The sequence below is a fragment of the Klebsiella sp. Q11 genome (assembly GCF_964241505.1).
Taxonomy (GTDB): domain Bacteria; phylum Pseudomonadota; class Gammaproteobacteria; order Enterobacterales; family Enterobacteriaceae; genus Klebsiella; species Klebsiella michiganensis.
This window is the reverse complement of record NZ_CAXSXW010000002.1, coordinates 316,394-342,637: the sequence shown is the minus strand read 5'-3', so window position 1 is coordinate 342,637 and position 26,244 is coordinate 316,394. Positions and strand designations below refer to the sequence as shown.

Below are 26,244 nucleotides of genomic sequence, written 5' to 3'. Positions count from 1 at the left end.
AAAATCAGGGGGATAGTTATACGGACTGGCACGCTAAAATGCCAGCCGCGACCAAAGCCTCTCGGAATGTTCCGGACCTATTTGGCTTTGACGTATTCAATTTCGTTCACGTACCAGGCCGCCTCGCCCGCGGGGGTGTTCACGATAGCTAAATCACCGACCTCTTTTTTCAGCAGCGCGCGCGCCATTGGCGAATCAATGGAGATGTAGTCGTTGCGGCCAAAGATTTCATCGTAGCCGACAATCCGGAAGCGCTTCGTCTCGCCCGCATCGTTTTCAATCTCCACCCACGCGCCGAAAAAGACCTTACCCTCCTGCTGCGGCGAATAATCGACGATTTTCAGCTGCTCAAGGCACTTGGTCAGGTAGCGCACCCGGCGGTCGATTTCACGCAGGCGCTTTTTATTGTATTGGTAATCGGCGTTTTCACTGCGGTCGCCGAGGCTCGCCGCCCAGGTCACCTTTTTGGTGACTTCCGGACGTTCTTCGCGCCACAGGGTATCCATCTCTTTCTTCAGTTTTTCATACCCTTCACGGGTGATCAGCGGCGTTTTCATCGAAGGTTCCGGCTCCTGATTACAGATCTTTGTGCAATGCTGCGCACAATTCGTCGCACGTCATCATACCAACAGGATAAATAATGTGTCTTATGCTTAAATGTATACTTAAGCTGCTGTTAAATATGCTTTGTAACAATTTAGCCTGGAATATATACCAGATTTCGCTGGTGGGCGACCCGGGCTTTTTTGAGAATACGTACTGACAATTGCAGTGAACCTTTGGGAGTATAAACAATGCAAGAGAATTATAAGATTCTGGTTGTCGATGACGACATGCGCCTGCGTGCGCTACTCGAACGTTATCTGACCGAGCAGGGCTTCCAGGTTCGTAGCGTGGCGAACGCTGAACAGATGGATCGCCTGCTGACCCGTGAATCCTTCCACCTGATGGTGCTGGATCTGATGCTGCCGGGCGAAGATGGCCTGTCCATTTGCCGCCGCCTGCGCAGCCAGAGCAACCCGATGCCGATCATTATGGTCACGGCGAAAGGGGAAGAAGTTGACCGTATCGTGGGCCTGGAAATCGGCGCCGACGACTACATCCCAAAACCGTTCAACCCGCGCGAGCTGCTGGCCCGTATCCGCGCCGTACTGCGCCGTCAGGCTAACGAACTGCCGGGCGCGCCTTCGCAGGAAGAAGCGGTTATCGCCTTTGGTAAGTTCAAGCTGAACCTCGGCACCCGCGAGATGTTCCGCGAAGATGAGCCTATGCCGCTGACCAGCGGTGAATTCGCGGTACTGAAAGCGCTGGTGAGCCATCCGCGCGAACCATTATCCCGCGATAAGCTGATGAACCTCGCTCGCGGCCGTGAATATTCGGCCATGGAGCGCTCCATCGACGTACAAATCTCCCGCCTGCGCCGCATGGTGGAAGAAGATCCGGCGCATCCGCGCTATATCCAGACCGTTTGGGGCCTGGGCTACGTTTTCGTCCCGGACGGCTCTAAGGCATGAAACGCGTGCGCTTTTCGCCGCGAAGCTCGTTTGCCCGCACCCTGTTACTGATCGTCACCCTGCTGTTCGCCAGCCTGGTGACGACCTATTTAGTGGTGCTGAATTTCGCGATCCTGCCCAGTCTTCAGCAGTTTAATAAGGTTCTGGCCTACGAAGTGCGTATGCTGATGACCGATAAACTCCAGCTGGAAGACGGCACTCAGCTGGTGGTGCCGCCGGCGTTTCGCCGCGAGATTTACCGCGAGCTGGGCATTTCGCTCTATTCCAACGAAGCGGCGGAAGACGCAGGCCTGCGCTGGGCGCAGCATTATGAATTCTTAAGTCAGCAGATGGCGCACCAGCTCGGCGGGCCAACCGAAGTGCGGGTCGAGGTAAACAAAAGCTCCCCCGTGGTGTGGCTGAAAACCTGGCTTTCTCCCAATATCTGGGTGCGCGTACCGCTGACCGAAATCCACCAGGGCGACTTCTCGCCGCTGTTCCGCTACACTCTGGCCATCATGCTGCTGGCGATTGGCGGCGCCTGGCTCTTTATTCGTATTCAGAACCGACCGCTGGTCGACCTGGAGCACGCGGCGCTTCAGGTCGGGCGAGGGATTATTCCCCCGCCGCTGCGCGAATACGGCGCGTCGGAAGTGCGATCGGTGACCCGCGCCTTTAACCACATGGCGGCTGGCGTGAAGCAGCTGGCGGATGACCGCACGCTGCTGATGGCCGGGGTGAGCCATGATTTACGCACTCCCCTTACGCGTATCCGTCTGGCGACGGAGATGATGGGCGAAGAGGACGGCTACCTCGCCGAGTCGATTAATAAAGATATTGAAGAGTGTAACGCCATTATCGAGCAGTTTATCGACTACCTGCGCACCGGCCAGGAGATGCCGATGGAGCTGACGGACCTTAATGCGGTGCTGGGGGAAGTGATTGCGGCGGAAAGCGGCTACGAGCGAGAAATCGCCACCGACCTGCAGCCGGGCGAGATCCCGCTGCGCGTGCATCCGCTCTCCATCAAGCGCGCGCTGGCGAATATGGTGGTCAACGCCGCCCGCTACGGCAACGGCTGGATTAAAGTCAGCAGCGGCAGCGAGGGGAACCGGGCCTGGTTCCAGGTGGAAGATGACGGTCCGGGAATTAAACCGGAGCAGCGTGAGCATTTGTTCCAGCCGTTCGTGCGCGGCGATAGCGCCCGTACGATTAGCGGGACCGGCCTCGGCCTGGCTATCGTTCAGCGCATTATCGATAACCATAACGGTAAGCTGGAACTTGGCTCCAGCGAACGCGGCGGATTATTAATTCGCGCCTGGCTGCCGGTGCCGATGCAGCGCGCCCTGCCCGCGATAAAGCCCGCCAAAGAGAGCTAGTACTGCCGGTACGCCCGCATTAAAACGCCCGGCGGCGCCACGCTGTACGCCGCCGCATTGCCCTTGTATCCCGGAGAGGTGCGCCAGCACCGCCTCCGGACTGCACCAGGTTTAATGCGCTTTATTCGCCATCGCATACGCCGCTGGCAAATTCAGCCGCTGCCAGAACTGCTGCGCGTCATTATCACCGGAAAGCGGATACCCTGCGGGCAACGCCGTTTTGACCATCAGCGCCCGACGCTGCGCGGCGGACAGATTCGGCAGCGCAGCCTCCAGCAGCACTTCAGCCCCTTGCGGCACCTTCAGGCTCTGTTTTTCGCCCTTCTGCTGCGGCAGATCGTAGGTCATGGTAAAGCGATAAAACGCGACCATCGCCGGGTCGCGATACGGATCGTCTTTCGCAGGCACTTTCGCGCACTCCGCCAGCGTCGTGCCGCACTCTTTCTCCAGCGCGGTACGCAGCTGGTCGCGGGCCTCATTAAACAGCCCGCGATACTTCGCGTCATTCAGGTAGTGGGCGACATTGCGCTGCGCCACCATCCGCGACCCCATCACGTCCAGCGGATAGTGCACGCCCAGCACGATGCGCGAATAGCCATAGCGTGCGCCGCGCGTCACCAGCGCGTCGAAGCGCTCCGGGATCATCTCCGCCATTAGCAGAGCGTCGGTATAGCCGGTGTTGGTGTGCCCGCTCGGAAACGAGTCGCCGTCGGCGGTATAGGGCTTATTGTCCTTAACCACCACATCGTCCGGCACCAGATGGATGGTATTGCCCTGAATCAGGAAAGGGCGCGGGTTATTGAAGTGCTTTTTCGCCGCCCCGGTACCCACTTCCGAAGCTTTGATCAGCGCCGCCGCCTTACCGAGCTCGCCTTTGTCGTAGGCGGCGAGGAACGCTTTGCCGAGGCGCGGCCCCAGCGCATCGCTGAGGAAATAGAGATAGCTGATGCCTTCGGCATCCGCCAGCGCCTGGTGGCGAGCGCTCTGTGCGGCATCGCGGTTAATGGCGGTGACGGTCGCCAGGTTTTGCTGTATGACCGCCTTCGGCAGCGCGCTGAACGCTGAGAGCAGCTCGATTCCCGCCTGCTGGTTGGCTTTTGTCTGGAAATCATAACCGCTGGCCTTCAGCCACGCGGTATCCGCCTGTGTTTTATTCTGTCTGGCGTGTTCAAGCTGGTCGCGAGTCAGGGTTGCCGCATCGCCCTTCAGCGCGTTGCGCAGCTGCGACAGGCTTTGGCTCTCCAGCGCGTCAAACGCCGGACTGGCGGCGGCTGGCGTCACGCCGTTGGCGATTGCCGCCGCCTGATTCAAAGGAACCTCTTTCGCCAGAACCGGCAGCGCCAGCACGAGCGCCGATGCGAGAAGCGTGATGTGCAGTTTCATTATTTTTCCTTTTATTCAAACCATTACCTTGCCTTTACGTGACGCTAGCCCTTCTGTTTGACGCTTTTATGACACGGTTATGTTTTGCAACGCTTTAAGCGGAATGGAAACAGCGCGGCGGTAATCCAGGCCGATCTGCGGTAAACTATCGGTCATCTTGTCTCAATCCCGGAATCACCGTATCCATGCTCAGTTATCGTCATAGCTTTCACGCAGGCAACCACGCCGACGTTCTTAAACACACCGTTCAGAGCCTGATCATTGAATCGCTCAAAGAGAAAGAAAAACCGTTTCTCTATCTGGACACCCACGCCGGCGCAGGCCGCTATCAGCTGAGCAGCGAACACGCCGAGCGTACCGGTGAATATCTCGAAGGCATCGCCCGCATCTGGCAGCAGGATGACCTGCCCGCCGAGCTGGAGCCGTATATCTCCGTCGTTCAGCACTTCAACCGTAGCGGCCAGCTGCGCTACTACCCCGGCTCGCCGCTGATTGCCCGCCAGCTGCTGCGCGAGCAGGACAGCCTGCAAATGACCGAACTGCATCCCAGCGATTTTCCGCTGCTGCGCGCCGAATTTCAGAAAGACGACCGCGCCCGGGTTGAAAAAACCGATGGCTATCAGCAGCTGAAGTCGAAGCTGCCGCCGGTTTCTCGTCGTGGACTGGTGCTGATCGACCCGCCTTACGAAATCAAAAGCGACTACCAGGCGGTCGTGACCGGTATTCATGAAGGCTACAAACGCTTTGCTACCGGCACCTACGCGCTGTGGTATCCGGTGGTGCTACGGGCGCAGATTAAGCGCATGATCAAAGAGTTAGAGGCCACCGGCATTCGCAAAATTCTGCAAATCGAGCTGGCGGTGCGTCCGGACAGCGACCAGCGCGGGATGACCGCCTCCGGGATGATCGTCATCAACCCGCCGTGGAAGCTGGAGCAGCAGATGAACAACGTTCTGCCGTGGCTGCATAAAAAGCTGGTGCCGACCGGCATCGGCCATACCACCGTCAGCTGGATCGTGCCTGAGTAATCGCAGTCATCGGTGGAAACTATTGATTTCAGGTATACAATCGCGCCAATCAGACATTAAGGATAAGACTCATGAGCAAGCATTATGACTATATCGCCATTGGCGGCGGCAGCGGCGGTATCGCCTCCATTAACCGTGCCGCTATGTACGGCCAGAAGTGCGCGCTGATTGAAGCCAAAGACCTGGGCGGTACCTGCGTGAACGTCGGCTGCGTGCCGAAAAAAGTCATGTGGCATGCGGCGCAGATCCGTGAAGCCATCCATCTGTATGGTCCGGATTACGGTTTTGATACCACTATCAATCACTTCGACTGGGACAAACTGATCGCCAGCCGTAGCGCCTATATCGATCGTATCCACACCTCCTACGATAACGTGCTGGGCAAAAATAAGGTCGATGTGATTAAAGGCTTCGCCCGTTTTGTCGATGCGAAAACCATCGAAGTTAACGGCGAGACGATAACCGCCGATCATATTCTGATCGCCACCGGCGGCCGCCCGAGCCATCCGAATATCCCCGGCGTCGAATACGGCATTGATTCCGATGGTTTCTTCGAACTGCCGGCGCTGCCGAAACGCGTTGCGGTTGTCGGCGCGGGCTATATCGCCGTTGAGCTGGCGGGCGTGATTAACGGCCTGGGCGCGGAGACGCACCTGTTCGTGCGTAAACACGCGCCGCTGCGTAGCTTCGATCCGCTGATCGTGGAAACGCTGGTTGAGGTAATGAACGCCGAAGGCCCGCAGTTGCATACCCATGCCATTCCGAAAGCGGTTGTGAAGAACGCCGACGGCAGCCTGACCCTGGAACTGGAAGATGGCCGCAGCCAGACCGTAGACTGCCTGATTTGGGCGATCGGTCGCGAACCGGCAACCGATAACTTCAACCTCGCCGCGACCGGAGTGGAAACCAACGATAAAGGCTATATCGTCGTCGATAAATTCCAGAACACCAACGTTCCGGGTATTTACGCCGTCGGCGATAATACCGGCGCCGTCGAGCTAACCCCGGTCGCCGTTGCCGCAGGCCGTCGTCTCTCCGAGCGTCTGTTTAACAACAAGCCGGACGAACATCTGGACTACAGCAATATCCCGACCGTGGTGTTCAGCCATCCGCCTATCGGCACCGTCGGCTTAACCGAGCCGCAGGCGCGCGAGCAGTACGGCGATGAAGCGGTGAAAGTGTATAAATCCTCTTTCACCGCCATGTATACCGCCGTGACCTCACACCGCCAGCCGTGCCGCATGAAGCTGGTCTGCGTCGGCCCGGAAGAGAAGATTGTCGGTATTCACGGTATCGGCTTCGGGATGGACGAAATGCTGCAGGGCTTCGCGGTGGCGCTGAAGATGGGCGCAACCAAGAAAGACTTCGACAATACCGTGGCGATCCACCCAACCGCCGCGGAAGAGTTTGTGACGATGCGGTAAGACGCGCACCATGCCTGAAAAAGAAGCTCTCCAGAGCTTCTTTTTTTTTGCCTCTACGCCACGCCGTTATTCCCGTGACGCTTAAACGCCGGCCGCTGATTCAGCGCCATATACCAGCGCTCCACTTCCGCCATTTCAGGATGGGCGAACGGCGTCATTTTCCAGCGATGCACCGACAGGCCAAGGACAATATCCGCCAGCGTAAACTCGCTACCGGCGACCCATGCCCCGGTTTGCTGCAGCTGCGTATTGACGATCTGCACGCAGCGGGTCCAGGCGGCAATGCTCTCTTTGATAGCCGTCGGATCCTGAAAGCGCGGGTCCTTGCGTACCAGTCCCATAAAGGCATAGCGCCAGGCAGTATTAAATTCCGTCGCCTGCCAGTCCATCCAGTGCTCAACCTCGGCGGCAGCCCGCGGCGCCGTGGGGAGCAGGTCTTCCCGCCCGGCTTTGCGCGCCAGATAGCGGCAGATGCTGTTCGACTCCCATAACACAAAGTCGTCATCCCGCAGCACGGGCACCAGGCTGTTCGGATTAAGGGCGCGAAACTCCGGGGTCTCAATCGACTGGAACCCGCTGCCGTAATCCTCCTGATGATATTCAAGCCCCGCTTCTTCGCAGGTCCACAGCACTTTGCGCACGTTAATTGATGAGCGTTTGCCCAGTATTTTTAGCATTGTCAGCAATTCCTCAATCAAAAGAGATGGTTGTTTCACAATACTGCATCGGCGGCGCATGTACAGCCGGATAATGTGTATAGTGGATTGCACGATTTTTCTCCAGGACAGGTTACCCGACATGTTGACCTCTTTTAACGTTTTAACACCGGGCAATATCCGCTTTGGACGCGGCCTTGCTCGCAGCGCTGCCCCCTGGCTCGCCGCCCGCTCCGCACAGATACTGCTGATTCACGGCGCCAGCGTGCAGCGCGCGGCGTTCTTATTAAGCGAACTCCACGCTCACCAGCTGAACGTCACCACGCTGTCTATCGCCCATGAACCCGACCTGCAGGATATTGAACGGGGCGTTCGTCTGGCGCGGGAAAAAGGCGTCGGCGCGGTGGTCAGCCTCGGCGGCGGCGCGGTGATAGATGCCGGCAAAGCGATTGCGGCGCTGGTTCCCGCGCAGGGACCCGCGATCGAGTATCTGGAAGTGGTGGGTACCGGGCGCCTGTTAGAAGCCAATCCGCTGCCGTTCGTCGCCATCCCCACCACGGCCGGTACCGGGGCGGAAGTCACAAAGAACGCGGTGATCAACGTCCCCGAGCAGCAGCGCAAGGTCAGCCTGCGCGACGACCGCATGCTGCCGGACCTGGCGATTGTCGACCCGTCGCTCACCGACAACACCCCGCGCGCGGTGACCCTCGCTTCCGGCCTGGATGCCCTCACCCAGGTGATTGAGCCCTGGCTGTGCGCCCGGGCGAATCCTTTTACCGACGCTCTCTGCCGGGAGGCGATCCCGCGCGGCATCAAAGCGCTCAGAACGCTGATGGCCAAAGAGTGTCCGGATAGCCGCGATGAGATGGCATGGGTCAGCCTGTGCGGTGGGCTGGCGTTAGCCAACGCCGGTCTCGGCGTCATTCACGGTCTTGCGGGCCCATTAGGCGGTCTGAGCAACGCCCCCCACGGCGCGCTTTGCGGCAGCCTGCTTCCCTTCGGCCTGGCGCTCAATGAAACGCAAATTAGCGACGAACGCCTCCGCCAGCGTTTTGCCGACGTACGCCAGTGGCTGGCCGCCGGACTGGACGCCGATCCAAACAGCGCCTGGGAGAGCCTGCGCGAGTGGAGCCAGCGATCCGGTCTGGGCAATCTGCGCGAGCTCGGCGTCCCCCGCGAAGCGCTGGAACCCGCGGCCCTCGCCGCCAGCAGCTCATCCTCCATGAAGGCTAACCCGGTTATGCTGACCAGCGAGCTGCTGCTGGAAATGCTGGAGGCCGCGTGGGAGTAATGGCTTAATCGCTAAAGCGCCTGGAAATTTAGATTTTGTTGCAAAACGAAATCTCCGAATTTTTCGACGCAATACGAAGCGGTTAAAACGGTTTTAATGCGCCAGGTCAACGAGTTAAAGCAGAAACCCCGGGCAGACGGTTTAGAACAAAGCGTGATCTACCGCACACTTCTCTTTTCGTTTCCCGCTGCGAATGTCTAAGCTTAATAGACAGGTCGGGCGCGCCCGGCATCCTCTACTGACGCAATCCGGAGGTCCGTACCACTATGTTCAGCCAGAAATTACGCAACGTTGATGACGATGAGCTCAGGATCGAAATCGATCCGTGCTACGAAGCCGATCCGTATGAGTTAAAGCTGGATGAAATGTTCGACGCCGAACCCGAACCGGAGATCATAGAAGGGCTGCCCGCCTCGGATGCCCTGACCCCTGCCGATCGCTATCTGGAACTGTTCGCTCACGTCCAGAAGTCGCGAATTTTCGCCGATAGCAAAACCTTCCCCGACTGCGCGCCGAAGCAGGACCCGCTGGATATTTTGATTCACTACCGTCGCGTCCGGCGCACCCCCGGATTCGATCTCCGCCAGTTTGTTGAAGACCACTTCTGGCTGCCGGAAAACCGCGCCGAGGATTACGTCTCCGATCCCACGCGATCGTTAAAGGAGCATATTGATAATCTGTGGCCCGTCCTGACCCGCGAGCCGCAGGATCATATTCCCTGGTCATCGCTGCTGGCGCTGCCGCAGTCTTATATTGTGCCTGGCGGGCGGTTTAGCGAAACCTACTACTGGGATTCCTATTTCACCATGCTGGGGCTGGCGGAAAGCGGCCGCGAAGACCTGCTGAAATGCATGGCCGACAACTTCGCGTGGATGATTGAAATCTACGGCCATATTCCTAACGGCAACCGCACCTACTATCTCAGCCGCTCGCAGCCGCCGGTGTTTGCCCTGATGGTCGAACTGTTTGAAGAGGATGGGGTTCGCGGCGCCAAACGATACCTTGACCATCTGCGGATGGAGTACAGCTTCTGGATGGACGGCGCGGAATCGCTGATCCCCAATCAGGCCTACCGTCACGTGGTGCGGATGCCGGACGGCTCGCTGCTGAACCGCTACTGGGACGATCGCGATACGCCGCGCGATGAGTCATGGCGGGAAGATGTCGAAACGGCGAAGCACTCCGGGCGCCCGCCGAACGAGGTCTATCGCGACCTGCGCGCCGGGGCGGAGTCCGGCTGGGATTACTCCAGCCGCTGGCTGCGGGATATCACCCGGCTGGCGAGCATCCGTACCACCCAGTTTATTCCCATTGATTTGAACGCCTTCCTGTTCAAGCTGGAGAACACCATCGCCAACCTCTCCGGCCTGAAGGGCGACCGGGAAACAGAGGCCGCTTTTCGCCAGAAGGCCAGCGAGCGCAGGGCGGCGGTAACCCGCTATCTGTGGGATGACGAAAGCGGCTGTTTCCGCGATTACGACTGGCGCCGCGAGCAGCTGGCGCTGTTTTCCGCCGCCAGCCTCGTCGCGCTGTACGTCGGCATGGCGACCCATGAACAGGCCGACAGGCTCGCCGACGCGGTACGCGCCCGCCTGCTCACCCCCGGCGGTATTATGGCGACGGAATATCAAAGCGGTGAGCAGTGGGATAAGCCCAACGGCTGGGCGCCGCTGCAGTGGATGGCGGTACAGGGTTTTAAAATGTACGGCCAGGATCCGCTGGGCGATGAGATAGCCCAAAGCTGGCTGCAAACGGTGAATCATTTCTATAAACAGCACTATAAGCTGATTGAAAAGTACCATATCGCCAGCGCTACCCCCCATGAAGGCGGAGGCGGTGAATATCCGCTCCAGGATGGCTTTGGCTGGACGAATGGCGTGGTGCGCCGGCTTATCGGCCTGTACGGCGAACCGTTGTAAAAGCGGACTATTCCCGCGGTCGATGTCCTGCTATGTTCATGGCATCGACTTTCGCCGGAAGCCCAGCTATGCCTGAACTGGTTACCCCACGTCTGCGCTGCTCGCCGCTGCAGCTTGACGACTGGCCCTTTTTTCTCAGCTTACAGCAAGACCCCCAGGTGATGCTTTACGTCGCGGCTCCCCGCCCGGTAGCGGACATTCGCGACGCTTTTTATGCCCGGCTTCCCGCGTGGTCGCCGGGCGCGGCCCACTGGCTGTGCCTGGTAGTGCGCGACCGCTACACCCACGCTCCCCTGGGCCTCACCGGCTATCAGCATCACGCTCCCGATAGCGCTGAAGCGGGTTTTCTGTTCGCTCCCCGGGCGCAGGGCAAAGGTTACGGCTATGAGTCTCTGCGCGCGCTGTGCGATTACGCTTTCTCCGCCGGCGGCATCCGGCGGCTGACGGCAACCGTCACCGCGGGCAATCTGGCGTCAAAAAATCTGCTGCAAAAGGTCGGTTTTCACCAGGAGGGCGAGCTGCGCGACTGCTACTGGCTCAACGGTCGCTGGCACAACGATTGGCTGTTTGGCCTGCTGCGCCGCGATTACCACCAGCCTGGGCCATCTGGCGAATAGGGCGCGACGCGCTTTTCCTCTACACTGCAGGCCGACAACAGAGGAAGCGATAAATGTCCCCAACCATACCGCCGCTAAGCCTGCACGGGCTGGAGTTTATTAAGCGAATGCAGGGGTTAGCGCTCGCCCCCTATCGGGACGAAAGCGGCCTGCGCGTGATTGGCTACGGCCACGTTCTCAATGATTACGAATCGTTCCCTCACTTCACGCGCGAGATCGCGGAGACTCTGCTTATCGTCGATCTTCTGCAGTGCCAGCGCGAACTTAAGCGCAGACTCCAGGTCACGCTTAATCAAGCGCAATATGATGCGCTGGTCTCTTTAGCCTTTAGCTGCGGGGCGGCGTCTCCGGCGCTTGATACCGTCCTGACCCATCTTAACCATCAGCGGTTCGCTGACGCGCTGAGCGCATGGGAAAATATTTGCAGCGGCCGCGAACAGCGGCGCGAAGAGTGCGCAAGATTCAAAACCAGAGCCGATTAAGTTTCGCTAACGCGATGAAAGACCATCGCCGCCTGGGTACGATTCTTCACGTCCAGCCGACGGTACAGCGACTCAAGATGGGCCTTTACCGTGCCGGTGCTGATATTTAACGTCCGGCTAATCTGTTTATTAGAGTCACCGGCGGCCAGCAGCTGCAAAATCTCCCGCTGGCGCTGGCTCAAATGAACTTGTTTATTATCGCTCACCTCCGCCATTATTAATCCATTGTCCGGCAAGCAGGGCAGCCCCCGCCGGAGACGGTTGATGGTCTGAGCGAAAGTGGGCAAACTTTCCTCGCGCTGCACGATGGCCCGCACATTATAAGACAGCGCGCGCTGTAGCCAGCCCTTATTATCGTCAGAAACGATCAGCAGGACCTGAGCGTGCGGAAAACGACGCTGTTTTTCCTCCAGCAGCCAACAGCAAAACTCACCGTGCATATCCCCGTCCAGCATGAGCAGCGCGTCAGGATGCGCCGTCAGCTTCTGCCAGAGCTGTTCAGCCTGACAGGTGCCAAAAATATCAATCTCTGGAATGTATTGCTGGAGGCCAATTTTCATTCCATGAATAAATATCGACTGCCTGTCAAACATGAGTATCTGCATGGGTTTCGCTCCAATAAATAAATGCCCGATGAAAAGGCAAACATCAGCCAAAATAAATAACAACTTGCCGTTTGGCCTGGGGCATTTTACCGATAGGGATGCGAAACTAAATATCATAACAATGAATAGTTACAGGGCTTATTGGCCCCATTACTTATCCACAATATTTATTACATTTGAATTAAGGAAATCCTTAATGAAACTGGCAAGAAAAAATAAAAATAATACTAATTTTCTAGTTTAAACGAAGCCGGACACGCAGGCGATGGCGAAATGAGGAAAGTCTGTTACGAAATAAGAAGCGCATGAAATACGTTAGCCCCTCCATACTCTATGGAGGGGCGCGGGATTACAAGAACATCCCACCGGAGACTTCTACGCGCTGGGCGTTCATCCAGCGCAGGTCATCGCTAAGCAGCGCGGCGATGGCATCGCCAATATCATCCGGCAGCCCCACTCTTCCGAGCGCCGTTTGCGCGGCAATATGCTGATTCACCTGCGCGTTATCCCTGACCACACCGCCGCCAAAATCGGTTTCAATCGCGCCGGGCGCAATAATATTGACCGAAATTCCGCGTTCTCCCAGCTCCTTCGCCTGGTAGCGCGTCAGCACCTCCATCGCGCCTTTCATTGAGGCGTAGGCCGCATAGCCCGGCAGCGCGAAACGCGCCAGTCCGCTGGAAACGTTGAGGATCCGCCCCCCGTCCTGCAATAACGGCAGCAGGCGTTGGGTAAGGAAAAACGGCCCCTTAAACTGGATGTTCATTAATTCATCAAACTGCGCCTCGCTGGTTTCAGCAAAGGGAATATTCAGGCCAATTCCGGCATTGTTCAATAAATAGTCGAAGGTCTCCCGCTGCCAGCGCTGCTGAAGCACTTCTCTTACCTTCTGAGCAAAACTGTCGAAACTGCCAACATCACCGACGTTTAGCGGTAATGCCGCGGCTTTCACGCCCGTTTGCTCAATTTCAGCCACCACGTCCAGCGCCGCCTGCGGGTTACTGTGCCAGGTCAGAATAATATCGGTTCCCTTTGCCGCCAGCTTTAATGCGGCGTTTTTTCCCAGTCCACGGCTACCGCCGGTGACTAAAGCGATACGTTGCGTCATCAGAAAACCCCTTCTTGGTTGCGTTTGCATCGCTGAAGAGCTTATTAGCTGCTATAAAAACAATAAATATGGCAAATTACGTTTTACTGTTTCATTAAAAACAACAATAGGCCGCCGGCATGGATAAAATTCACGCAATGCAGCTGTTCATCAGAGTCGCGGAGCTGGAAAGTTTTTCCCGCGCCGCCGATACCCTTGGCCTGCCGAAAGGAAGCGTCTCGCGCCAGATTCAGGCGCTGGAGAGCCACCTTGGGGTTCGTTTGCTGCATCGCACAACCCGCCGGGTACAGCTGACGCAGGATGGTATGGTTTATTACGAACGCGCCAGAGACCTGCTCAGCAATCTTGAAGAGCTGGACGGCATGTTTCAGCTTGACCCCTCCAGCATCAGCGGGCGTCTGCGGGTTGATATGCCCGTCGCCGTAGCGAAAAAGCTGGTCATTCCACAGCTGCCGGCATTTCTGCAGCAGTATCCCGGCATCGAACTGGAGCTCAGCAGCAGCGATCGGTTAGTCGACGTGGTTCGCGAGGGCTTTGACTGCGTGGTGCGCGTCGGTACGCTGAAAGATTCCGGGCTCATCGCGCGGCCGCTGGGCAAGCTAACGCAAATCAACTGCGCCAGCCCGCAGTACCTGACGCGCTTCGGCTATCCGCAATCGCTGGACGATCTCGCCGATCATGCGCTGATCCACTACGCAAGCAGCCTCGGGGTGCGCCCGCTGGGCTTCGAAGTGGTCAGCGAGGGCGCCGTCCGCTGGATCAAAACCGGCGGCGTCTTGACGGTGAACAGCACCGAGACCTATCAGGCGTCGTGCCTTGCGGGGCTGGGCATTATTCAGGTGCCACGGGTGGGGGTTCGGGAATGGCTGCGCACCGGCGAGCTGATAGAAATTCTGCCCCACTACCGCGCCGAGCCGCTGCCGGTGTCGCTCATTTATCCGCACCGGCGTAATCTCTCGCGCCGGGTACATCTGTTTATGGAATGGCTGGGCGGCTTAATGAAAAACTACGTTGATTAGGCCGAATAATGAAAAATCTGTATTTGAGAGCGTGCCGATATTCCCTGCCGGGTGCTGGCTGACGCTTTGCATGGCGTAAAAACCAACAATATCATGCCATTATCAAATTCTCCCAGGCCGATACAAACGCAGCGCAGCCGGGGAATAACACAAGAAAGCGCTTCAGTGATTCGCAGATTCCGACGCCCGATACCCCCGATACGCCCCATCCGTGATTTTACGTATATAATTTTTGAAGAATATCGCTGTAAAAAAGGAAGAAATAATTTATGACGCCGGAAAACGACGCTCAACGCCCAACCGAGGATCCGGGCCAGCAGCCGGATAAAAACAAAAGCGCGATGGCTGCGATAAACGACTCTACCGTGGCGAAAAAAGCCAACCAGGCGCTGAAAAGCGTCACCGGAACGGCGGAAAAAGTTCAGCGTAACCATATGGTCGCCCATATCATCCGCGCCGCGGAGCGCTTTAACGACAGGCTGGGTAATCAGTTTGGCGCGGCAATCACCTACTTCTCGTTTTTATCGATGATCCCAATCCTGATGGTCTCTTTTGCGGCCGCCGGTTTTGTTCTCGCCTCGCATCCCACGCTGCTACAGGACATCTTCGATAAAATCCTGCTTAACGTTAGCGACCCGACGCTGGCGGCAACGCTGAAAAATACCATCAATACCGCCGTACAGCAGCGTACCGCCGTCGGTATTGTGGGTCTGCTGGTGGCGCTCTACTCCGGCATTAACTGGATGGGCAACCTGCGTGAGGCCATTCGCGCCCAGTCGCGCGACGTCTGGGAACGCACGCCGCAGGATCAGGAGAAAATTTGGGTTAAGTATTTCCGCGACTTTATCTCGCTGATCGGCCTGCTGGTTGCGCTGGTCATTACCTTGTCGATCACCTCTATCGCCGGCTCGGCCCAGCAGATGATTATCTCGGCGCTTTATCTTGATTATATCGAGTGGCTGAAACCGGCGTGGCGGCTGATTGGCCTCGCGATTTCCATCTTCGCCAACTATCTGCTGTTTTTCTGGATTTTCTGGCGGCTCCCGCGCCACCGCCCTCGCCGTAAGGCGCTGATTCGCGGCACCCTGATTGCGGCCGTCGGCTTTGAGATAATCAAAATCATTATGACCTGGACGCTACCGGCGCTGGTGAAATCCCCATCCGGGGCGGCATTCGGTTCGGTGTTGGGGATAATGGCCTTCTTCTATTTTTTCGCCCGCCTGACGCTGTTCTGCGCCGCATGGATTGCTACCGCCGAATATAAAGACGACCGCCGGATGCCGGGCAAAGCCCACGACTAAACCATCACTGGGCTGAATAAAAGACGCAAAATTCAGCCCAACCTGGCATTTCAGCATATAAATCCAACATGTAACTTTTATTTAACCTAAACCTGGTTTTATCGACCATTATTTGAATTTTGTGAAGCATTTCATAGAAGTTATTTTTCTGGCACAGAAATTATTCACTTTTTGCTTCTTTTTTCGCCTCTCTCGCCCCTTGTTACAGATTGAAATGTCCCCAAGGCTGTGGCTATATGGCCTTTCGTTCGCAAAAAATAAGAAAGATCTATGCAAGCCACAGCCACAACACTCGACAACGCGCAGGACACCGTTCCGGTTAACTCACGCAATAAAGTCGTCGTCGCCTCACTCATTGGTACCGCCATCGAGTTCTTCGACTTCTACATCTATGCCACCGCGGCGGTTATCGTATTCCCGCACATTTTCTTCCCGCAGGGCGATCCCGCCGCCGCGACGCTACAATCGCTGGCGACCTTCGCTATCGCCTTTATTGCGCGCCCTATCGGTTCAGCGGTCTTTGGCCACTTCGGCGACCGCGTAGGCCGTAAAGCGACCCTCGTCGCCTCGCTGCTGACGATGGGGATCTCCACCGTGGTTATCGGCCTGCTGCCCGGCTATGAAACCATTGGCATTATGGCACCGGTGCTGCTGGCGCTGGCGCGCTTTGGTCAGGGGCTCGGCCTTGGCGGCGAATGGGGCGGCGCGGCGCTGCTGGCGACGGAAAACGCCCCGCCGCGCAAGCGCGCGCTGTATGGCTCATTCCCACAGCTGGGCGCGCCTATCGGCTTCTTCTTCGCGAACGGCACCTTCCTGCTGCTCTCCTGGCTGCTGACCGACCAGCAGTTTATGGAATGGGGCTGGCGTATGCCGTTTATCTTCTCCGCCGTGCTGGTCATTATCGGCCTGTACGTCCGCGTTTCGCTGCACGAGTCGCCGGTGTTCGCTAAGGTAGCCGCCGCGAAAAAACAGGTCAAAATCCCGCTGGGCACGCTGCTGACCAAACACGTGCGCGTCACCGTTCTCGGCACCTTTATCATGCTGGCGACCTATACGCTGTTTTACATCATGACCGTCTACTCCATGACCTTCAGCACCGCCGCCGCGCCGATTGGCCTCGGCTTGCCGCGTAACGAAGTGCTGTGGATGCTGATGATGGCGGTTATCGGTTTTGGCGTGATGGTACCGGTGGCGGGCCTGCTGGCGGATGCATTCGGCCGTCGTAAGAGCATGGTCGTGATTACGACCCTGATCATCCTCTTCGCGCTGTTTGCCTTTAAACCGCTGCTCGGCTCCGGCAACCCGCTGCTGGTCTTTGCCTTCCTGCTGATTGGCCTGAGCCTGATGGGGCTGACCTTTGGCCCCATGGGCGCGCTGCTGCCGGAGCTGTTCCCGACGGAAGTTCGCTATACCGGCGCATCGTTCTCCTATAACGTCTCGTCGATCCTCGGGGCATCCGTGGCGCCGTACATCGCCGCCTGGCTGCAGGGCAACTACGGTCTGCCTGCGGTAGGGCTCTATCTGGCCGCCATGGCGGCGCTGACGATGATCGCGCTGCTGCTGACTCACGAAACGCGTCATCAATCGCTGTAACTCTCCCTCCACGCCCCTGGCCATCCGGCCAGGGGCGTCTCCTTGCCGACTATTTTTTCATCTGCGACAGAATTGCCCGACACTGGTTCGCCTCGCCTTCGGCGGGTGAGATCAGCGCCAGCAGCGCGGCGGCCGGCGTCACCAGGGTCGCCAGCGCTGCCGCTACCGCGCCGCGGGCAATCAGCGGCCCCGCCTTCACGCCCGCATTCGGCGACTTAAAGGTGCCGCGCACGTAGAGCGGTGAACGCAGGGTGATAATGCGAAAGCCTTTGCTTTCCGGATCGATAGTGAGGTCCAGCTGCTCTGAGGCAAAGCTGGCGGTACCGGTGACGTTGATCAACGCATTTTCCGTATCAAAGGCAAACACCTGCGGCCGGGCGACGCCGTTGACCACGTCGATATTGGCCGCCGCGCAGTTCACCCGCACCTCATCATCGCCAAAGATCTGCCCGATGATAAAGTTACCGACGTTCAGACCGAGGATCTCCATCAGGTTGCGGCTAATTAAACCGTCGTTCATCAGCAGCTTCAGGTTACCGTTACTGTTGCCCAGCAGCGCGGCGACGGAGTTGCCGGTGCCGCGAAGCTGCACATCGCCGTTCATTTCGCCGAGGGTTTTCTGCATCATCTCCACGTTTGGCATCAGCGCTTTCAGCTTCAGGCGGCGCGCCTGCAGGTTCGCCGTCCCCTGCAGCGGTTTTTTATCCCCTTCAAGATGAATGCTGCCGGCAATCGTGCCGTTGGCCAGCCCCAGACGCAGCGGCTGCAGGCGCAGGTCGCCCCGTTCGAGGATCACGTGGGTGGAGAGGTCGCTGATGGGGAGCGTGCCGCCGTGCTCAATGCGCCGTCCTTTAAAGCGCACATCGGCATCCATCACCTGCCACTTATCGGTTTCAAAGCGGTCATACGGCAACACTTTTCCGGCCGGCTGCGGGGAGGCCTCGCCTTTGCGCCGTTCGGTCTGGCTGCCTTTACCGCCGGAGTCGACGCCAATCAGCGGCCCCAGATCCGCCAGCCTTAGCTGTCTGGACTCAAGGTCGCCCTCCAGCTTAGGCCGGGGTTTACCGGTGCTGTAGGTCAGCGATCCGTGGATATCGCTCTCGCCGATGCGGCCATTAAAATCCTGATAGACGAAGCGTGAACCGTTTTTCTCCTTGAAGGTGGCCCGCAGATGCCCGTCGGTCGAAAAGGCCGGCGTATCCGGCAGCAGCACGCCGGTCAGGTCATAGAGATCGCCCAGCGAGTCCCCGGAAAACTTCAGCCGCAGATCGACGCCGCCGAGGTTAAGCGGATCGCTGACCGTGCCGGTAAACGCGACCCGGGTATTGCCGGAACGAAAATCCCCCTGCAGGGGGAACGGTGTCCCTTCGCTGCGCAGCGCCAGCATGCCGCCGATTTTGCCGCTACCGGAGAGCGGCTGTCCGTTGTAGCTCCCTTTCGCCTGCAGGCCGAAGACGTAATCGCCTACTTTCTGCGGCTGCCCTTTCCCCTTCTCGCCGGTCACTTCACTGAACGCCAGCGGCTTACCGAGCGGATCAACCACGATCGTCACGTCAGCGCGCGACACTTTGTCATCAACGGCAATCTTGCCGCGATCGAAAAGAATATTGTCGAGGCGGAAAGACCAGCTGGAAGGCGCCGCATCTTTCTCCGACGACCCCGCCGAAGCCAGGTCGAAAGTCCAGTTGTTGGTCTTCTCCGATAGTCGGATCAGCCGCGCGTCGGGCTGTTCAAGCTTAATCCACGGCAGATAGACCGTTTTGCTGAGCAGCGCCAGCGGGGCGAGAGTCGCCTCAACGCGCGGCAGGTGGACCATTGTGACCTGCGGGATATCAGGGGGGTTGCCAAGGACGATATCTTCGGCATGAACGTGCGGCCAAGGGATCCAGCTTCGCCAGCCGCTCTCGCCGGGCTGGCGTTCCCAGACGACGCCCAGATCGCCGCGAATCGCGAACGGGCGGTTCAGCTCGGCAGAGACTTTCTGGTTGATCGTCGGCTTCAGGCGGTTCCAGTCAAAGGTCGCCAGCACGATAAAAAACAGAACGATCAGTACGACAATCGTTCCCAGGATAATAGCCACGGTTTTTCGGGTTCTGCTCATCCCTTCTGCACTCCTTTTGCGTCTCGTCACTCCTGAATATAGTTGAGAAACGCCATTTGCTCCGCCGAATGAGGTTTTCGTCACATAATCCGCGTCAGGTCAAAAAAATAATGGAACGTTGTTTTAATATCATTGACCATCAAAGCGCCCCAGCGCACACTAGGGTTAATATTGATTTAATTTCAGGTCATCACTATGTCGAAGAAAATTGCCGTCATTGGCGAATGCATGATTGAGCTGTCAGAGAAAGGCGCAGCGGTTAATCGCGGCTTTGGCGGCGACACCTTAAACACTTCCGTCTACATCGCTCGCCAGACCGACGCCAGCGCGCTGGGCGTGCACTACGTTACCGCCCTGGGCACGGACACCTTCAGCCAGCAGATGCTCGAATCCTGGCAGCGCGAGAACGTTCAGACTGACCTGATTCAGCGCATGGCCGACCGTTTACCGGGCCTCTACTACATCGAAACCGACGAGAGCGGCGAGCGCACCTTTTACTACTGGCGCAACGAAGCCGCGGCGAAGTTCTGGCTGGAGAGCGAGCAGTCTGCGGCCATCTGCGAAGAGCTGGCGACCTTTGATTATCTGTATCTTAGCGGGATCAGCCTGGCGATCCTCAGCCCGACCAGCCGCGAGAAGCTGCTGACCCTGCTGCGGGAATGCCGGGCAAACGGCGGCAAGGTTATCTTTGATAATAACTATCGTCCGCGCCTGTGGAGCAGCAAAGAGGAGACGCAGCGGGTTTATCAGCAGATGCTGGCCTGCACCGACATCGCGTTCCTGACCCTCGATGACGAAGACGCGCTGTGGGGCGAGAAGCCGGTTGCGGAAGTGATTGCCCGCACCCACGCCGCCGGCGTTGAAGAAGTGGTGGTTAAGCGCGGCGCAGACTCCTGCCTGGTGGCGATTGCCGGCCAGCCGCTGCGGGAAGTCCCGGCCGTTAAGCTGCCGAAAGAGAAAGTGGTTGATACCACGGCGGCGGGCGATTCGTTCAGCGCCGGCTACCTGGCCGTACGCCTGACCGGCGGCGACGCCGAATCTGCGGCAAAACGCGGACACCTGACCGCCAGCACGGTGATCCAGTATCGCGGCGCGATTATCCCGCGCGAGGCGATGCCGCAGTAATTTTCGATTGCGTGACGCCCGCCTGCGAGAACCCCGGCTGGCGCTGCGCTTAGCCGGGCTACGGGTTTACCGCCGTCTGCGGGCCGGTAGCCCGAAGCGCCGCCTCCGGGAAAATCTCCGGGCCAACCCAGCAATACGTAAAACAGATTAGCCATAAACCTCACCGGATAGCCACGCTATCCGGTTTTGCTTTACTGTGCTGGCGGGATATCCGTCGCTTCGTTACGCCCTTCCACAACATCACCGGCGGCGCTCGACGCCGCTGCGGCCGCTGGCGCGGGCACCATCAGCTTTTCCCACGTCGCCTGCAGTTCCTTCATGTTGTATTCCGGCTCGCCCTGCGGCTGCTGCAACACCAGCGCCATATCCTGCGACAGCTGCTGACGCAGGTACTGATTCAGCATGTCGACCGTCAGCGAATTGAGAAACTCCTGACGCAGTTTCTGATACTGCTCGGGCGCGATATCCACCACCTGATTTTGCAACGAACGCATCCGCTGGCTAATCAGGATGTACGTATCGGTGCGCGCATAGGTGGCAAACAGCTTCTGCAGTTCGAGGTTTTTCTGCGCGATCAGGGCATCAAACTCCTCCTGCGGCAGGCCGCGATCGCGGACTTTCGCCAGTTCGCGCGCCACGGTCGTTAAGTTGGCGTTCAGGCGCTCGCCCGGCGATTCGATATTGATCGCGCACTGGGCGCGCTGGTAGAGCACGCGGCAGTCAAAGCCAAGGCCGATATCCTTGATATTACTTTTGCTCAGATTCTGCTGTACGTGCCAGAACAGCGCTTCCCGGGCAAGATCGTCGCGCCAGTAGCGCTGCAGCGCGACCGAGTCGCGGATCGGCTGCCACGGCGCATCCCACATCAGCGACAGCTTATCCTGGCGCACCGCATCGGTCATGATGCTGACCGGCGTCGTCGGCAGCGGCGACAGCGTAGGAACCGCCACCGGCGTTTCGCGCTTGCCCTTCAGGCCGCCGAAAGTTTTGTTGATTTGTTCCGCGACGCTGCGGCTATCCACGTTGCCGACCACAATCAGGGTCATGGCATCCGGGGTGTACCACTTGTGGTAATACTCTTTTAGCTGAGCAATATCCACCGGCTGCTTCAGCGGCGCCGCCGGATCGTGCCCCAGCATGGTGGAGCCTTTTAGCCGATAGCGCCACCAGCCTTCTTTGGTATCCGCAGGCCAGGTCGCCACCATGTCTTCGCCCTGCAGCGCGTGGTTGACGGTTTCCGGGGAGATCGACATTTTACCGCTGGCGCTGGCCAGCCAGCTCAGCGCCTCTTTCAGCAGGTCGTTACGGTTATTCGGTATGCTCAGGTTAAACAAACTGTAGTCATAAGAGACGATGGCGGGCGGCAGAGGACGCTTCGGGTCAATACTCTGCTGCCATAGCGAACGGGCCTGCATGGTCGGGAGGCCACCGTTTTGCGTCAGCGCGAGGCGCGGGATAAAGTGGCTAAAGCCGCTCTGCTGAGTGCTTTCGCTCAGCGAGCCAATATTCACGGACAGGCGAACTTCGATACGATCGCTGGGACGCTGCGGGGTGGCTAAAACCTGCCACTGAAACCCATTCGCCAGTGTCCCCTGTTGCCAGGCCGGGTCCGGCTGGAGCGCTTCTGCCTGCACATAACCGACCGTCGCCATCATCAGCAAACCACCGGTTAAGAGTCGAATTTTTGTGCCCTGCATGTGAACCCCTGATGAACAATCCTGGTTACAACAGCGGCCCACGGGAGGGCCGCCGAAAAAATATGGTGAGTTAAGTACGTCGGTTAGACCACACGGAGATGAAAATGTCGCATGTTGACGTGAAATAAACATAAGGGTCACCGCCGCGCAAGCGACAGTGACCCCTAATTATGCGCAGGAGCCCGTAGTCCAGCAAGGGACAACGGGCCTAACAGATGGATTTATGAGGATAATTCGTGCGATTTGCTTACCGGAGTACGGTTGTTCAGCACATCATCCAGCTGTTTCGCGTCCAGCTCTTTGACCCATTTAGCGACAACGATGGTCGCGACGCCGTTACCCACCAGGTTGGTCAGAGCGCGCGCCTCGGACATAAAGCGGTCGATGCCAAGAATGAGCGCCAGACCGGCGACCGGCAGGTGCCCGACGGCGGAAATCGTCGCCGCAAGGACGATAAAGCCGCTGCCCGTCACCCCCGCCGCGCCTTTTGAGGAGAGCAGCAGCACCACCAGCAGGGTGATCTGATGGAAAATATCCATATGGCTGTTCGTCGCCTGGGCGATAAACACCGCCGCCATCGTCAGGTATATTGAGGTGCCATCGAGGTTAAAGGAGTACCCCGTCGGGATCACCAGCCCCACCACCGACTTACGGCAGCCCAGCTTCTCCATCTTATCGAGCATACGCGGCAGCGCCGACTCGGATGAAGACGTCCCCAGGACAATCAGCAGCTCTTCGCGGATATAGCGGATAAATTTAAAGATGCTGAAGCCGGTGGCTTTGGCGATCGACCCCAGCACCACCACCACAAACAGGATGCAGGTGATGTAGAAGCAGACGATCAGTTGGCCAAGCTGCACCAGCGTACCGACGCCGTATTTCCCAATGGTAAAGGCCATGGCCCCGAACGCGCCAATCGGCGCCAGGCGCATGATCATATTGATGATGCCGAAGATCACCTGCGAGAAGCTTTCGATAACGTTAAAAATCAGCTGGCCTTTGCTACCGAGGCGATGCAGCGCGAAACCAAACAGCACCGCAAACATCAGCACCTGCAGAATGTTGCCGCTGGCAAAAGCGCCAATCACGCTGCCGGGGATAATATCGAGCAGGAACGCTACGATGCCCTGATCTTTCGCCTGTTCGGCGTAAACCGCCACGGCCTTCGCGTCGAGGGTCGCCGGGTCAACGTTCATTCCCGCGCCGGGCTGCACCACGTTTACAATGATCAGGCCGATGATCAGCGCAATTGTGCTCACGATTTCAAAGTAGAGCAGCGCCACCGCCCCGGTGCGGCCGACGGCTTTCATGCTCTCCATCCCGGCAATCCCCGTCACGACGGTACAGAAGATAACCGGGGCAATAATCATTTTAATCAGCTTAACGAAGGCATCGCCGAGGGGTTTCATCTGCGCACCCAGTTCCGGGTAAAAATGGCCCAGCAGAATACCGATCGCTATGGCCGAGAGAACCTGGACATAGAGGCTTTTAAAGAAAGAGATTTTCATAGGGTGTCCTTTGGAGATAACCACAGACCTTGAGGGGGTATTGCGTCCGTGGCTTAAAAATAACACCCATGAAACATTTCAGAAATAACGAGTGATGAAATTGCAATGTAATTGTTAATTTATTTGAACTGACTCGCATAAGCTAACAATGTTGTTACAAACTTGCATCCTCAACATCACCGGGTAAAAAACGGGCCATAAAAGCCTCAGGCGGCATGGCGCAGCCAAAAAGATACCCTTGCACCGTCTCGACGCCCGCCTCCTGCAGCCAGCGATACTGGGTATCGGTTTCGACGCCCTCCGCGACAATGTGCAGATTCAGCCCCCGCGCCAGCTGGATAATCGCGGGCACCATGCTGATGTCATCGGGCAGCATATCGATAAAGACTTTATCGATTTTCAGGATGTCTACCGGCAGCGATTTAATATGCTGCAGCTGGCGCAGGCCGGCGTAGCCCATACCAAAGTCATCGAGGGCAATCCGCACGCCCGCTTCACGCAGCGGACGCAGCAGGGAAATAATCGCCTGCAGGTCGTCAATCCGACGGCTTTCAGTGACTTCCAGTACCAGCGTACCCGGCGCGATACGATAGCGCGCGAGCAGCGCCAGCATCTCCTCGCCGCGATCGTGATGCAGCAGCTGCAGCAACGACACGTTGACCGACAGCGGCAACATGATCCCCTGATTTTGCCAGGCGGCAAGCTGCCGGCAGGCCTCTTCCATCACCCAGTAGCCGACCGGTACCATCAGCCCGCAGGCTTCGATACGCTCAATCAGATCGCCCGGCAGCGACCAGCTGCCGTCCGCCTGACGCTGACGCAGCAGCACTTCCGCACCGCACACCTCGCCGCTGTGGGTATCCACCTGCGGCTGCAGCCAGATGGCAAACTGCTGGTTATCAAGCGCCGTCAGAATATCGTGCTCTTCCATTAAGCGGCGCTGCGCTTTTTCCATCTGCTGCGGATCGAAGAACTCAATCTGGTTTTTCCCTTTACGACGCGCGGTTACGGCGGCGGAAAACGCCCGACGGTAGAGCTGTTCGGCGTTAATTTCGCCGTTAAACATCGCGATACCGACGCTGGCGCAGGGGCGCAGCTGGATGCCGTGCAGCGGCAAACGTTCATTTAAGACAGTGAGTACTTGCTTACTTAACGTCACAGCCTGCCAGGGTTCGTCAATGCCGTGGGCCAGAATCGCGAAGTCGTAGCCGCTCACCTGAGCCAGCACCATCTGCGCCGGGATAATCGCCCGCAGCTTTTCAACCAGGGTTAGCAGCAGCATTTCACGCTGCGTCTCTTTCAGTACGCCAGCGGTATCCTGTAGCGTTTCGCAGGCGATAATCAGCAGCGCCGAGGCCTGCGGTCGCGCGACGGTTTGCTCCAGCATAGCCATTAGAAAGGCTTTGTTCGGCAGCTCGGATACCGGAAAACGAGTCGATTGCAAAGAGAGTTCATCGTGCAGGCGCAGCAGCGTCTGCTGATTACGGTTGTAGCTGCGCACCAGCATGCCGATTTCATCGTCATGATGGAGACGCGGCAGCGTGAGCTGATGGCCCAAACGCTCGTGCTGCGGGACATCGTTTAGCTCACGGGCGATTTTACGCAGCGGTCGTACCATCAGACGGTTGATGCACCAGGTGATCGCCACCGTCAGCATCAGCACCAGAAGCAAGTAAGCGGTCACTAACGTCGCCAGCGCGCTCATGACGAATTTATACATGCGGTATGAGTCGGCCTGGAGCACCAGATAGGCCAGCGGCTGTGGGTTAGCGGGCCGTTCAAGGGAGTAGATAGGCAGCGAAATCTGTACCGGCAGTTCAAACATACGGGTGATGGTTACCGGTACCGGGCGCTCGGGGATAAAGCGCATCCGCAGCGCCTGGAACTGATTGGGCAGGACAACATCCGCCCGGCTGACGATGCCTGCGGGTTGAATACGGCTCAGAATGGCTTCCGCCTCAGGGATATCGGCTTTCAGGATAGCCGCTGACAGCGGTTCGCGAACGGAGCGCGCGATGCTTTCTAACTGCGTGGCCGTGGTAAAGCGACTCTGCTGAACAAAGTGGAACAGCAGAATAGAACAGAAGACCAGTACAAACGCCATGGACACGCTCGCGACCATCGCCATCTGTTTAATTGTAAGTGAACGGCTGACGCGCAACGGGGTTCTCCACTGAAACTGAACGCATATCGGGTATAGGTCCCTCTCACCGATCGTTATCAGGCTGATTATATACTCAAATTGTTCGCTCACGCCCGCAAGGCCGCGAAGCAATACCATCGGGACGCTTTCCCGGAGGCAGCGCTATGCGCCTGTCCGGGCTACAAAATCCGCAGGCGGCGCGGGCCGGTAGCCCCGGTAAGCACAGCGCGACCGGCGGACATTCCCGGGTCGCGGCTGACGCCTTACCCGGGCTACAAAATTGCCCGGCCTACATGTTCACAGCCGCCATCGGGCCGCTTTCCCGGAGGCGGCGCTATGCGCCTGTCCGGGCTACAAAACCCGCAGGCGGCG

Annotated in this window: 21 protein-coding genes; 12 read left to right on the top strand and 9 right to left on the bottom strand. The window is 58.0% G+C overall.

Annotated features, from left to right (window positions below):
* Positions 1-77: 77 nt before the first annotated feature.
* The gene (greB, locus tag ACESQ2_RS03975; protein ID WP_004106676.1) at positions 78-557 is read right to left on the bottom strand and encodes a transcription elongation factor GreB; all 480 of its coding nucleotides are present in this window, start codon (positions 555-557) and stop codon (positions 78-80) included.
* A 237-nt stretch (positions 558-794) separates the two neighbouring features.
* Here greB and ompR point away from each other — a divergent pair, with 237 nt between their 5' ends.
* Entirely contained in the window at positions 795-1,514 is a 720-nt protein-coding gene (gene ompR / locus ACESQ2_RS03970) for a two-component system response regulator OmpR (protein WP_001157751.1), read from the top strand.
* Entirely contained in the window at positions 1,511-2,872 is a 1,362-nt protein-coding gene (envZ, locus tag ACESQ2_RS03965; protein WP_004855221.1) for a two-component system sensor histidine kinase EnvZ, read from the top strand. Before ompR ends, envZ begins: the two co-directional genes overlap by 4 nt.
* 111 nt (positions 2,873-2,983) lie before the next feature.
* Here the strand turns inward: envZ and ACESQ2_RS03960 are convergent, their stop codons facing one another.
* Positions 2,984-4,255 (bottom strand): phosphatase PAP2 family protein, encoded by a 1,272-nt coding sequence (locus ACESQ2_RS03960; protein WP_373170175.1) that lies wholly within the window; start codon positions 4,253-4,255, stop codon positions 2,984-2,986.
* 185 nt (positions 4,256-4,440) lie between these two features.
* Here ACESQ2_RS03960 and ACESQ2_RS03955 point away from each other — a divergent pair, with 185 nt between their 5' ends.
* Both ACESQ2_RS03955 and gorA read left to right on the top strand, forming a co-directional pair.
* A complete protein-coding gene (locus tag ACESQ2_RS03955) occupies positions 4,441-5,283 on the top strand; it encodes a 23S rRNA (adenine(2030)-N(6))-methyltransferase RlmJ (RefSeq protein ID WP_009651758.1) in 843 nt (280 codons plus the stop codon).
* Positions 5,284-5,354: 71 nt separating this feature from the next.
* The gene (gene gorA, locus ACESQ2_RS03950) at positions 5,355-6,707 is read left to right on the top strand and encodes a glutathione-disulfide reductase (protein ID WP_014839736.1); all 1,353 of its coding nucleotides are present in this window, start codon (positions 5,355-5,357) and stop codon (positions 6,705-6,707) included.
* 53 nt (positions 6,708-6,760) lie between these two features.
* Here the strand turns inward: gorA and ACESQ2_RS03945 are convergent, their stop codons facing one another.
* Positions 6,761-7,384, bottom strand: coding sequence for a glutathione S-transferase family protein (locus ACESQ2_RS03945; RefSeq protein WP_373170174.1), 624 nt, complete (start codon positions 7,382-7,384; stop codon positions 6,761-6,763).
* 121 nt (positions 7,385-7,505) lie between these two features.
* Here ACESQ2_RS03945 and ACESQ2_RS03940 point away from each other — a divergent pair, with 121 nt between their 5' ends.
* The 4 genes from ACESQ2_RS03940 (at position 7,506) to ACESQ2_RS03925 (ending at position 11,672) form a co-directional block, all read left to right on the top strand.
* The gene (locus ACESQ2_RS03940) at positions 7,506-8,654 is read left to right on the top strand and encodes an iron-containing alcohol dehydrogenase (RefSeq protein ID WP_373170173.1); all 1,149 of its coding nucleotides are present in this window, start codon (positions 7,506-7,508) and stop codon (positions 8,652-8,654) included.
* A 266-nt stretch (positions 8,655-8,920) separates the two neighbouring features.
* The gene (locus ACESQ2_RS03935) at positions 8,921-10,573 is read left to right on the top strand and encodes an alpha,alpha-trehalase (RefSeq protein WP_014227158.1); all 1,653 of its coding nucleotides are present in this window, start codon (positions 8,921-8,923) and stop codon (positions 10,571-10,573) included.
* A 68-nt stretch (positions 10,574-10,641) separates the two neighbouring features.
* A complete protein-coding gene (locus tag ACESQ2_RS03930; RefSeq protein WP_046877721.1) occupies positions 10,642-11,190 on the top strand; it encodes a GNAT family N-acetyltransferase in 549 nt (182 codons plus the stop codon).
* 53 nt (positions 11,191-11,243) lie between these two features.
* Positions 11,244-11,672, top strand: coding sequence for a lysozyme (locus tag ACESQ2_RS03925; RefSeq protein ID WP_038423812.1), 429 nt, complete (start codon positions 11,244-11,246; stop codon positions 11,670-11,672).
* On the opposite strand, the gene ACESQ2_RS03920 is transcribed toward ACESQ2_RS03925, so the two are convergent.
* Together ACESQ2_RS03920 and ACESQ2_RS03915 are read right to left on the bottom strand one after the other, a co-directional pair.
* On the bottom strand, positions 11,669-12,277 hold the full coding sequence (locus ACESQ2_RS03920; RefSeq protein ID WP_046877723.1) for a response regulator transcription factor: 609 nt from the start codon (positions 12,275-12,277) through the stop codon (positions 11,669-11,671). The two genes, ACESQ2_RS03925 and ACESQ2_RS03920, sit on opposite strands and share 4 nt — an antisense overlap.
* Before the next feature lie 349 nt (positions 12,278-12,626).
* Positions 12,627-13,385, bottom strand: a complete 759-nt coding sequence (locus ACESQ2_RS03915) for an SDR family NAD(P)-dependent oxidoreductase (RefSeq protein ID WP_046877724.1) — start codon at positions 13,383-13,385, stop codon at positions 12,627-12,629.
* A gap of 119 nt (positions 13,386-13,504) precedes the next feature.
* Here ACESQ2_RS03915 and ACESQ2_RS03910 point away from each other — a divergent pair, with 119 nt between their 5' ends.
* The 3 genes from ACESQ2_RS03910 to ACESQ2_RS03900 all read left to right on the top strand — a co-directional run bounded on the left by ACESQ2_RS03910 (position 13,505) and on the right by ACESQ2_RS03900 (position 17,298).
* Positions 13,505-14,404 (top strand): LysR family transcriptional regulator, encoded by a 900-nt coding sequence (locus ACESQ2_RS03910; protein WP_014227163.1) that lies wholly within the window; start codon positions 13,505-13,507, stop codon positions 14,402-14,404.
* A gap of 269 nt (positions 14,405-14,673) precedes the next feature.
* Entirely contained in the window at positions 14,674-15,705 is a 1,032-nt protein-coding gene (yhjD, locus tag ACESQ2_RS03905) for an inner membrane protein YhjD (protein ID WP_004134249.1), read from the top strand.
* Between the two features lie 270 nt (positions 15,706-15,975).
* Positions 15,976-17,298 carry an MFS transporter gene (locus tag ACESQ2_RS03900; protein ID WP_004126314.1) on the top strand — a complete coding sequence of 441 codons (1,323 nt, stop codon included), beginning with the start codon at positions 15,976-15,978 and terminating at the stop codon, positions 17,296-17,298.
* A gap of 49 nt (positions 17,299-17,347) precedes the next feature.
* Here ACESQ2_RS03900 and ACESQ2_RS03895 read toward each other — a convergent pair whose 3' ends face one another.
* Positions 17,348-19,399, bottom strand: a complete 2,052-nt coding sequence (locus tag ACESQ2_RS03895) for an AsmA family protein (RefSeq protein WP_046877725.1) — start codon at positions 19,397-19,399, stop codon at positions 17,348-17,350.
* A 195-nt stretch (positions 19,400-19,594) separates the two neighbouring features.
* Between ACESQ2_RS03895 and ACESQ2_RS03890 the strand changes: the two genes are divergently transcribed.
* A complete protein-coding gene (locus tag ACESQ2_RS03890; protein WP_042946099.1) occupies positions 19,595-20,524 on the top strand; it encodes a sugar kinase in 930 nt (309 codons plus the stop codon).
* Positions 20,525-20,715: 191 nt separating this feature from the next.
* Here ACESQ2_RS03890 and ACESQ2_RS03885 read toward each other — a convergent pair whose 3' ends face one another.
* The 3 genes from ACESQ2_RS03885 to hmsP all read right to left on the bottom strand — a co-directional run bounded on the left by ACESQ2_RS03885 (position 20,716) and on the right by hmsP (position 25,890).
* Positions 20,716-22,221 (bottom strand): pitrilysin family protein, encoded by a 1,506-nt coding sequence (locus tag ACESQ2_RS03885; RefSeq protein ID WP_049071605.1) that lies wholly within the window; start codon positions 22,219-22,221, stop codon positions 20,716-20,718.
* 221 nt (positions 22,222-22,442) lie between these two features.
* Entirely contained in the window at positions 22,443-23,729 is a 1,287-nt protein-coding gene (dctA, locus tag ACESQ2_RS03880) for a C4-dicarboxylate transporter DctC (RefSeq protein WP_014227166.1), read from the bottom strand.
* A gap of 154 nt (positions 23,730-23,883) precedes the next feature.
* A complete protein-coding gene (hmsP, locus tag ACESQ2_RS03875) occupies positions 23,884-25,890 on the bottom strand; it encodes a biofilm formation regulator HmsP (RefSeq protein WP_373170172.1) in 2,007 nt (668 codons plus the stop codon).
* Positions 25,891-26,244: the final 354 nt, after the last annotated feature.

Bases quoted from the DNA above. Each gene is read 5' to 3' on its own strand.
- ACESQ2_RS03960 (WP_373170175.1), bottom strand. From the start codon at position 4,255: ATGAAACTGCACATCACGCTTCTCGCATCGGCGCTCGTGCTGGCGCTG.
- dctA (WP_014227166.1), bottom strand. From the start codon at position 23,729: ATGAAAATCTCTTTCTTTAAAAGCCTCTATGTCCAGGTTCTCTCGGCC.
- ACESQ2_RS03920 (WP_046877723.1), bottom strand. From the start codon at position 12,277: ATGCAGATACTCATGTTTGACAGGCAGTCGATATTTATTCATGGAATG.
- ACESQ2_RS03900 (WP_004126314.1), top strand. From the start codon at position 15,976: ATGCAAGCCACAGCCACAACACTCGACAACGCGCAGGACACCGTTCCG.
- ACESQ2_RS03945 (WP_373170174.1), bottom strand. From the start codon at position 7,384: ATGCTAAAAATACTGGGCAAACGCTCATCAATTAACGTGCGCAAAGTG.
- ACESQ2_RS03915 (WP_046877724.1), bottom strand. From the start codon at position 13,385: ATGACGCAACGTATCGCTTTAGTCACCGGCGGTAGCCGTGGACTGGGA.
- ACESQ2_RS03890 (WP_042946099.1), top strand. From the start codon at position 19,595: ATGTCGAAGAAAATTGCCGTCATTGGCGAATGCATGATTGAGCTGTCA.
- ompR (WP_001157751.1), top strand. From the start codon at position 795: ATGCAAGAGAATTATAAGATTCTGGTTGTCGATGACGACATGCGCCTG.
- ACESQ2_RS03935 (WP_014227158.1), top strand. From the start codon at position 8,921: ATGTTCAGCCAGAAATTACGCAACGTTGATGACGATGAGCTCAGGATC.
- ACESQ2_RS03895 (WP_046877725.1), bottom strand. From the start codon at position 19,399: ATGAGCAGAACCCGAAAAACCGTGGCTATTATCCTGGGAACGATTGTC.
- ACESQ2_RS03955 (WP_009651758.1), top strand. From the start codon at position 4,441: ATGCTCAGTTATCGTCATAGCTTTCACGCAGGCAACCACGCCGACGTT.
- greB (WP_004106676.1), bottom strand. From the start codon at position 557: ATGAAAACGCCGCTGATCACCCGTGAAGGGTATGAAAAACTGAAGAAA.
- ACESQ2_RS03885 (WP_049071605.1), bottom strand. From the start codon at position 22,221: ATGCAGGGCACAAAAATTCGACTCTTAACCGGTGGTTTGCTGATGATG.
- ACESQ2_RS03925 (WP_038423812.1), top strand. From the start codon at position 11,244: ATGTCCCCAACCATACCGCCGCTAAGCCTGCACGGGCTGGAGTTTATT.
- envZ (WP_004855221.1), top strand. From the start codon at position 1,511: ATGAAACGCGTGCGCTTTTCGCCGCGAAGCTCGTTTGCCCGCACCCTG.
- gorA (WP_014839736.1), top strand. From the start codon at position 5,355: ATGAGCAAGCATTATGACTATATCGCCATTGGCGGCGGCAGCGGCGGT.
- ACESQ2_RS03910 (WP_014227163.1), top strand. From the start codon at position 13,505: ATGGATAAAATTCACGCAATGCAGCTGTTCATCAGAGTCGCGGAGCTG.
- ACESQ2_RS03930 (WP_046877721.1), top strand. From the start codon at position 10,642: ATGCCTGAACTGGTTACCCCACGTCTGCGCTGCTCGCCGCTGCAGCTT.
- yhjD (WP_004134249.1), top strand. From the start codon at position 14,674: ATGACGCCGGAAAACGACGCTCAACGCCCAACCGAGGATCCGGGCCAG.
- ACESQ2_RS03940 (WP_373170173.1), top strand. From the start codon at position 7,506: ATGTTGACCTCTTTTAACGTTTTAACACCGGGCAATATCCGCTTTGGA.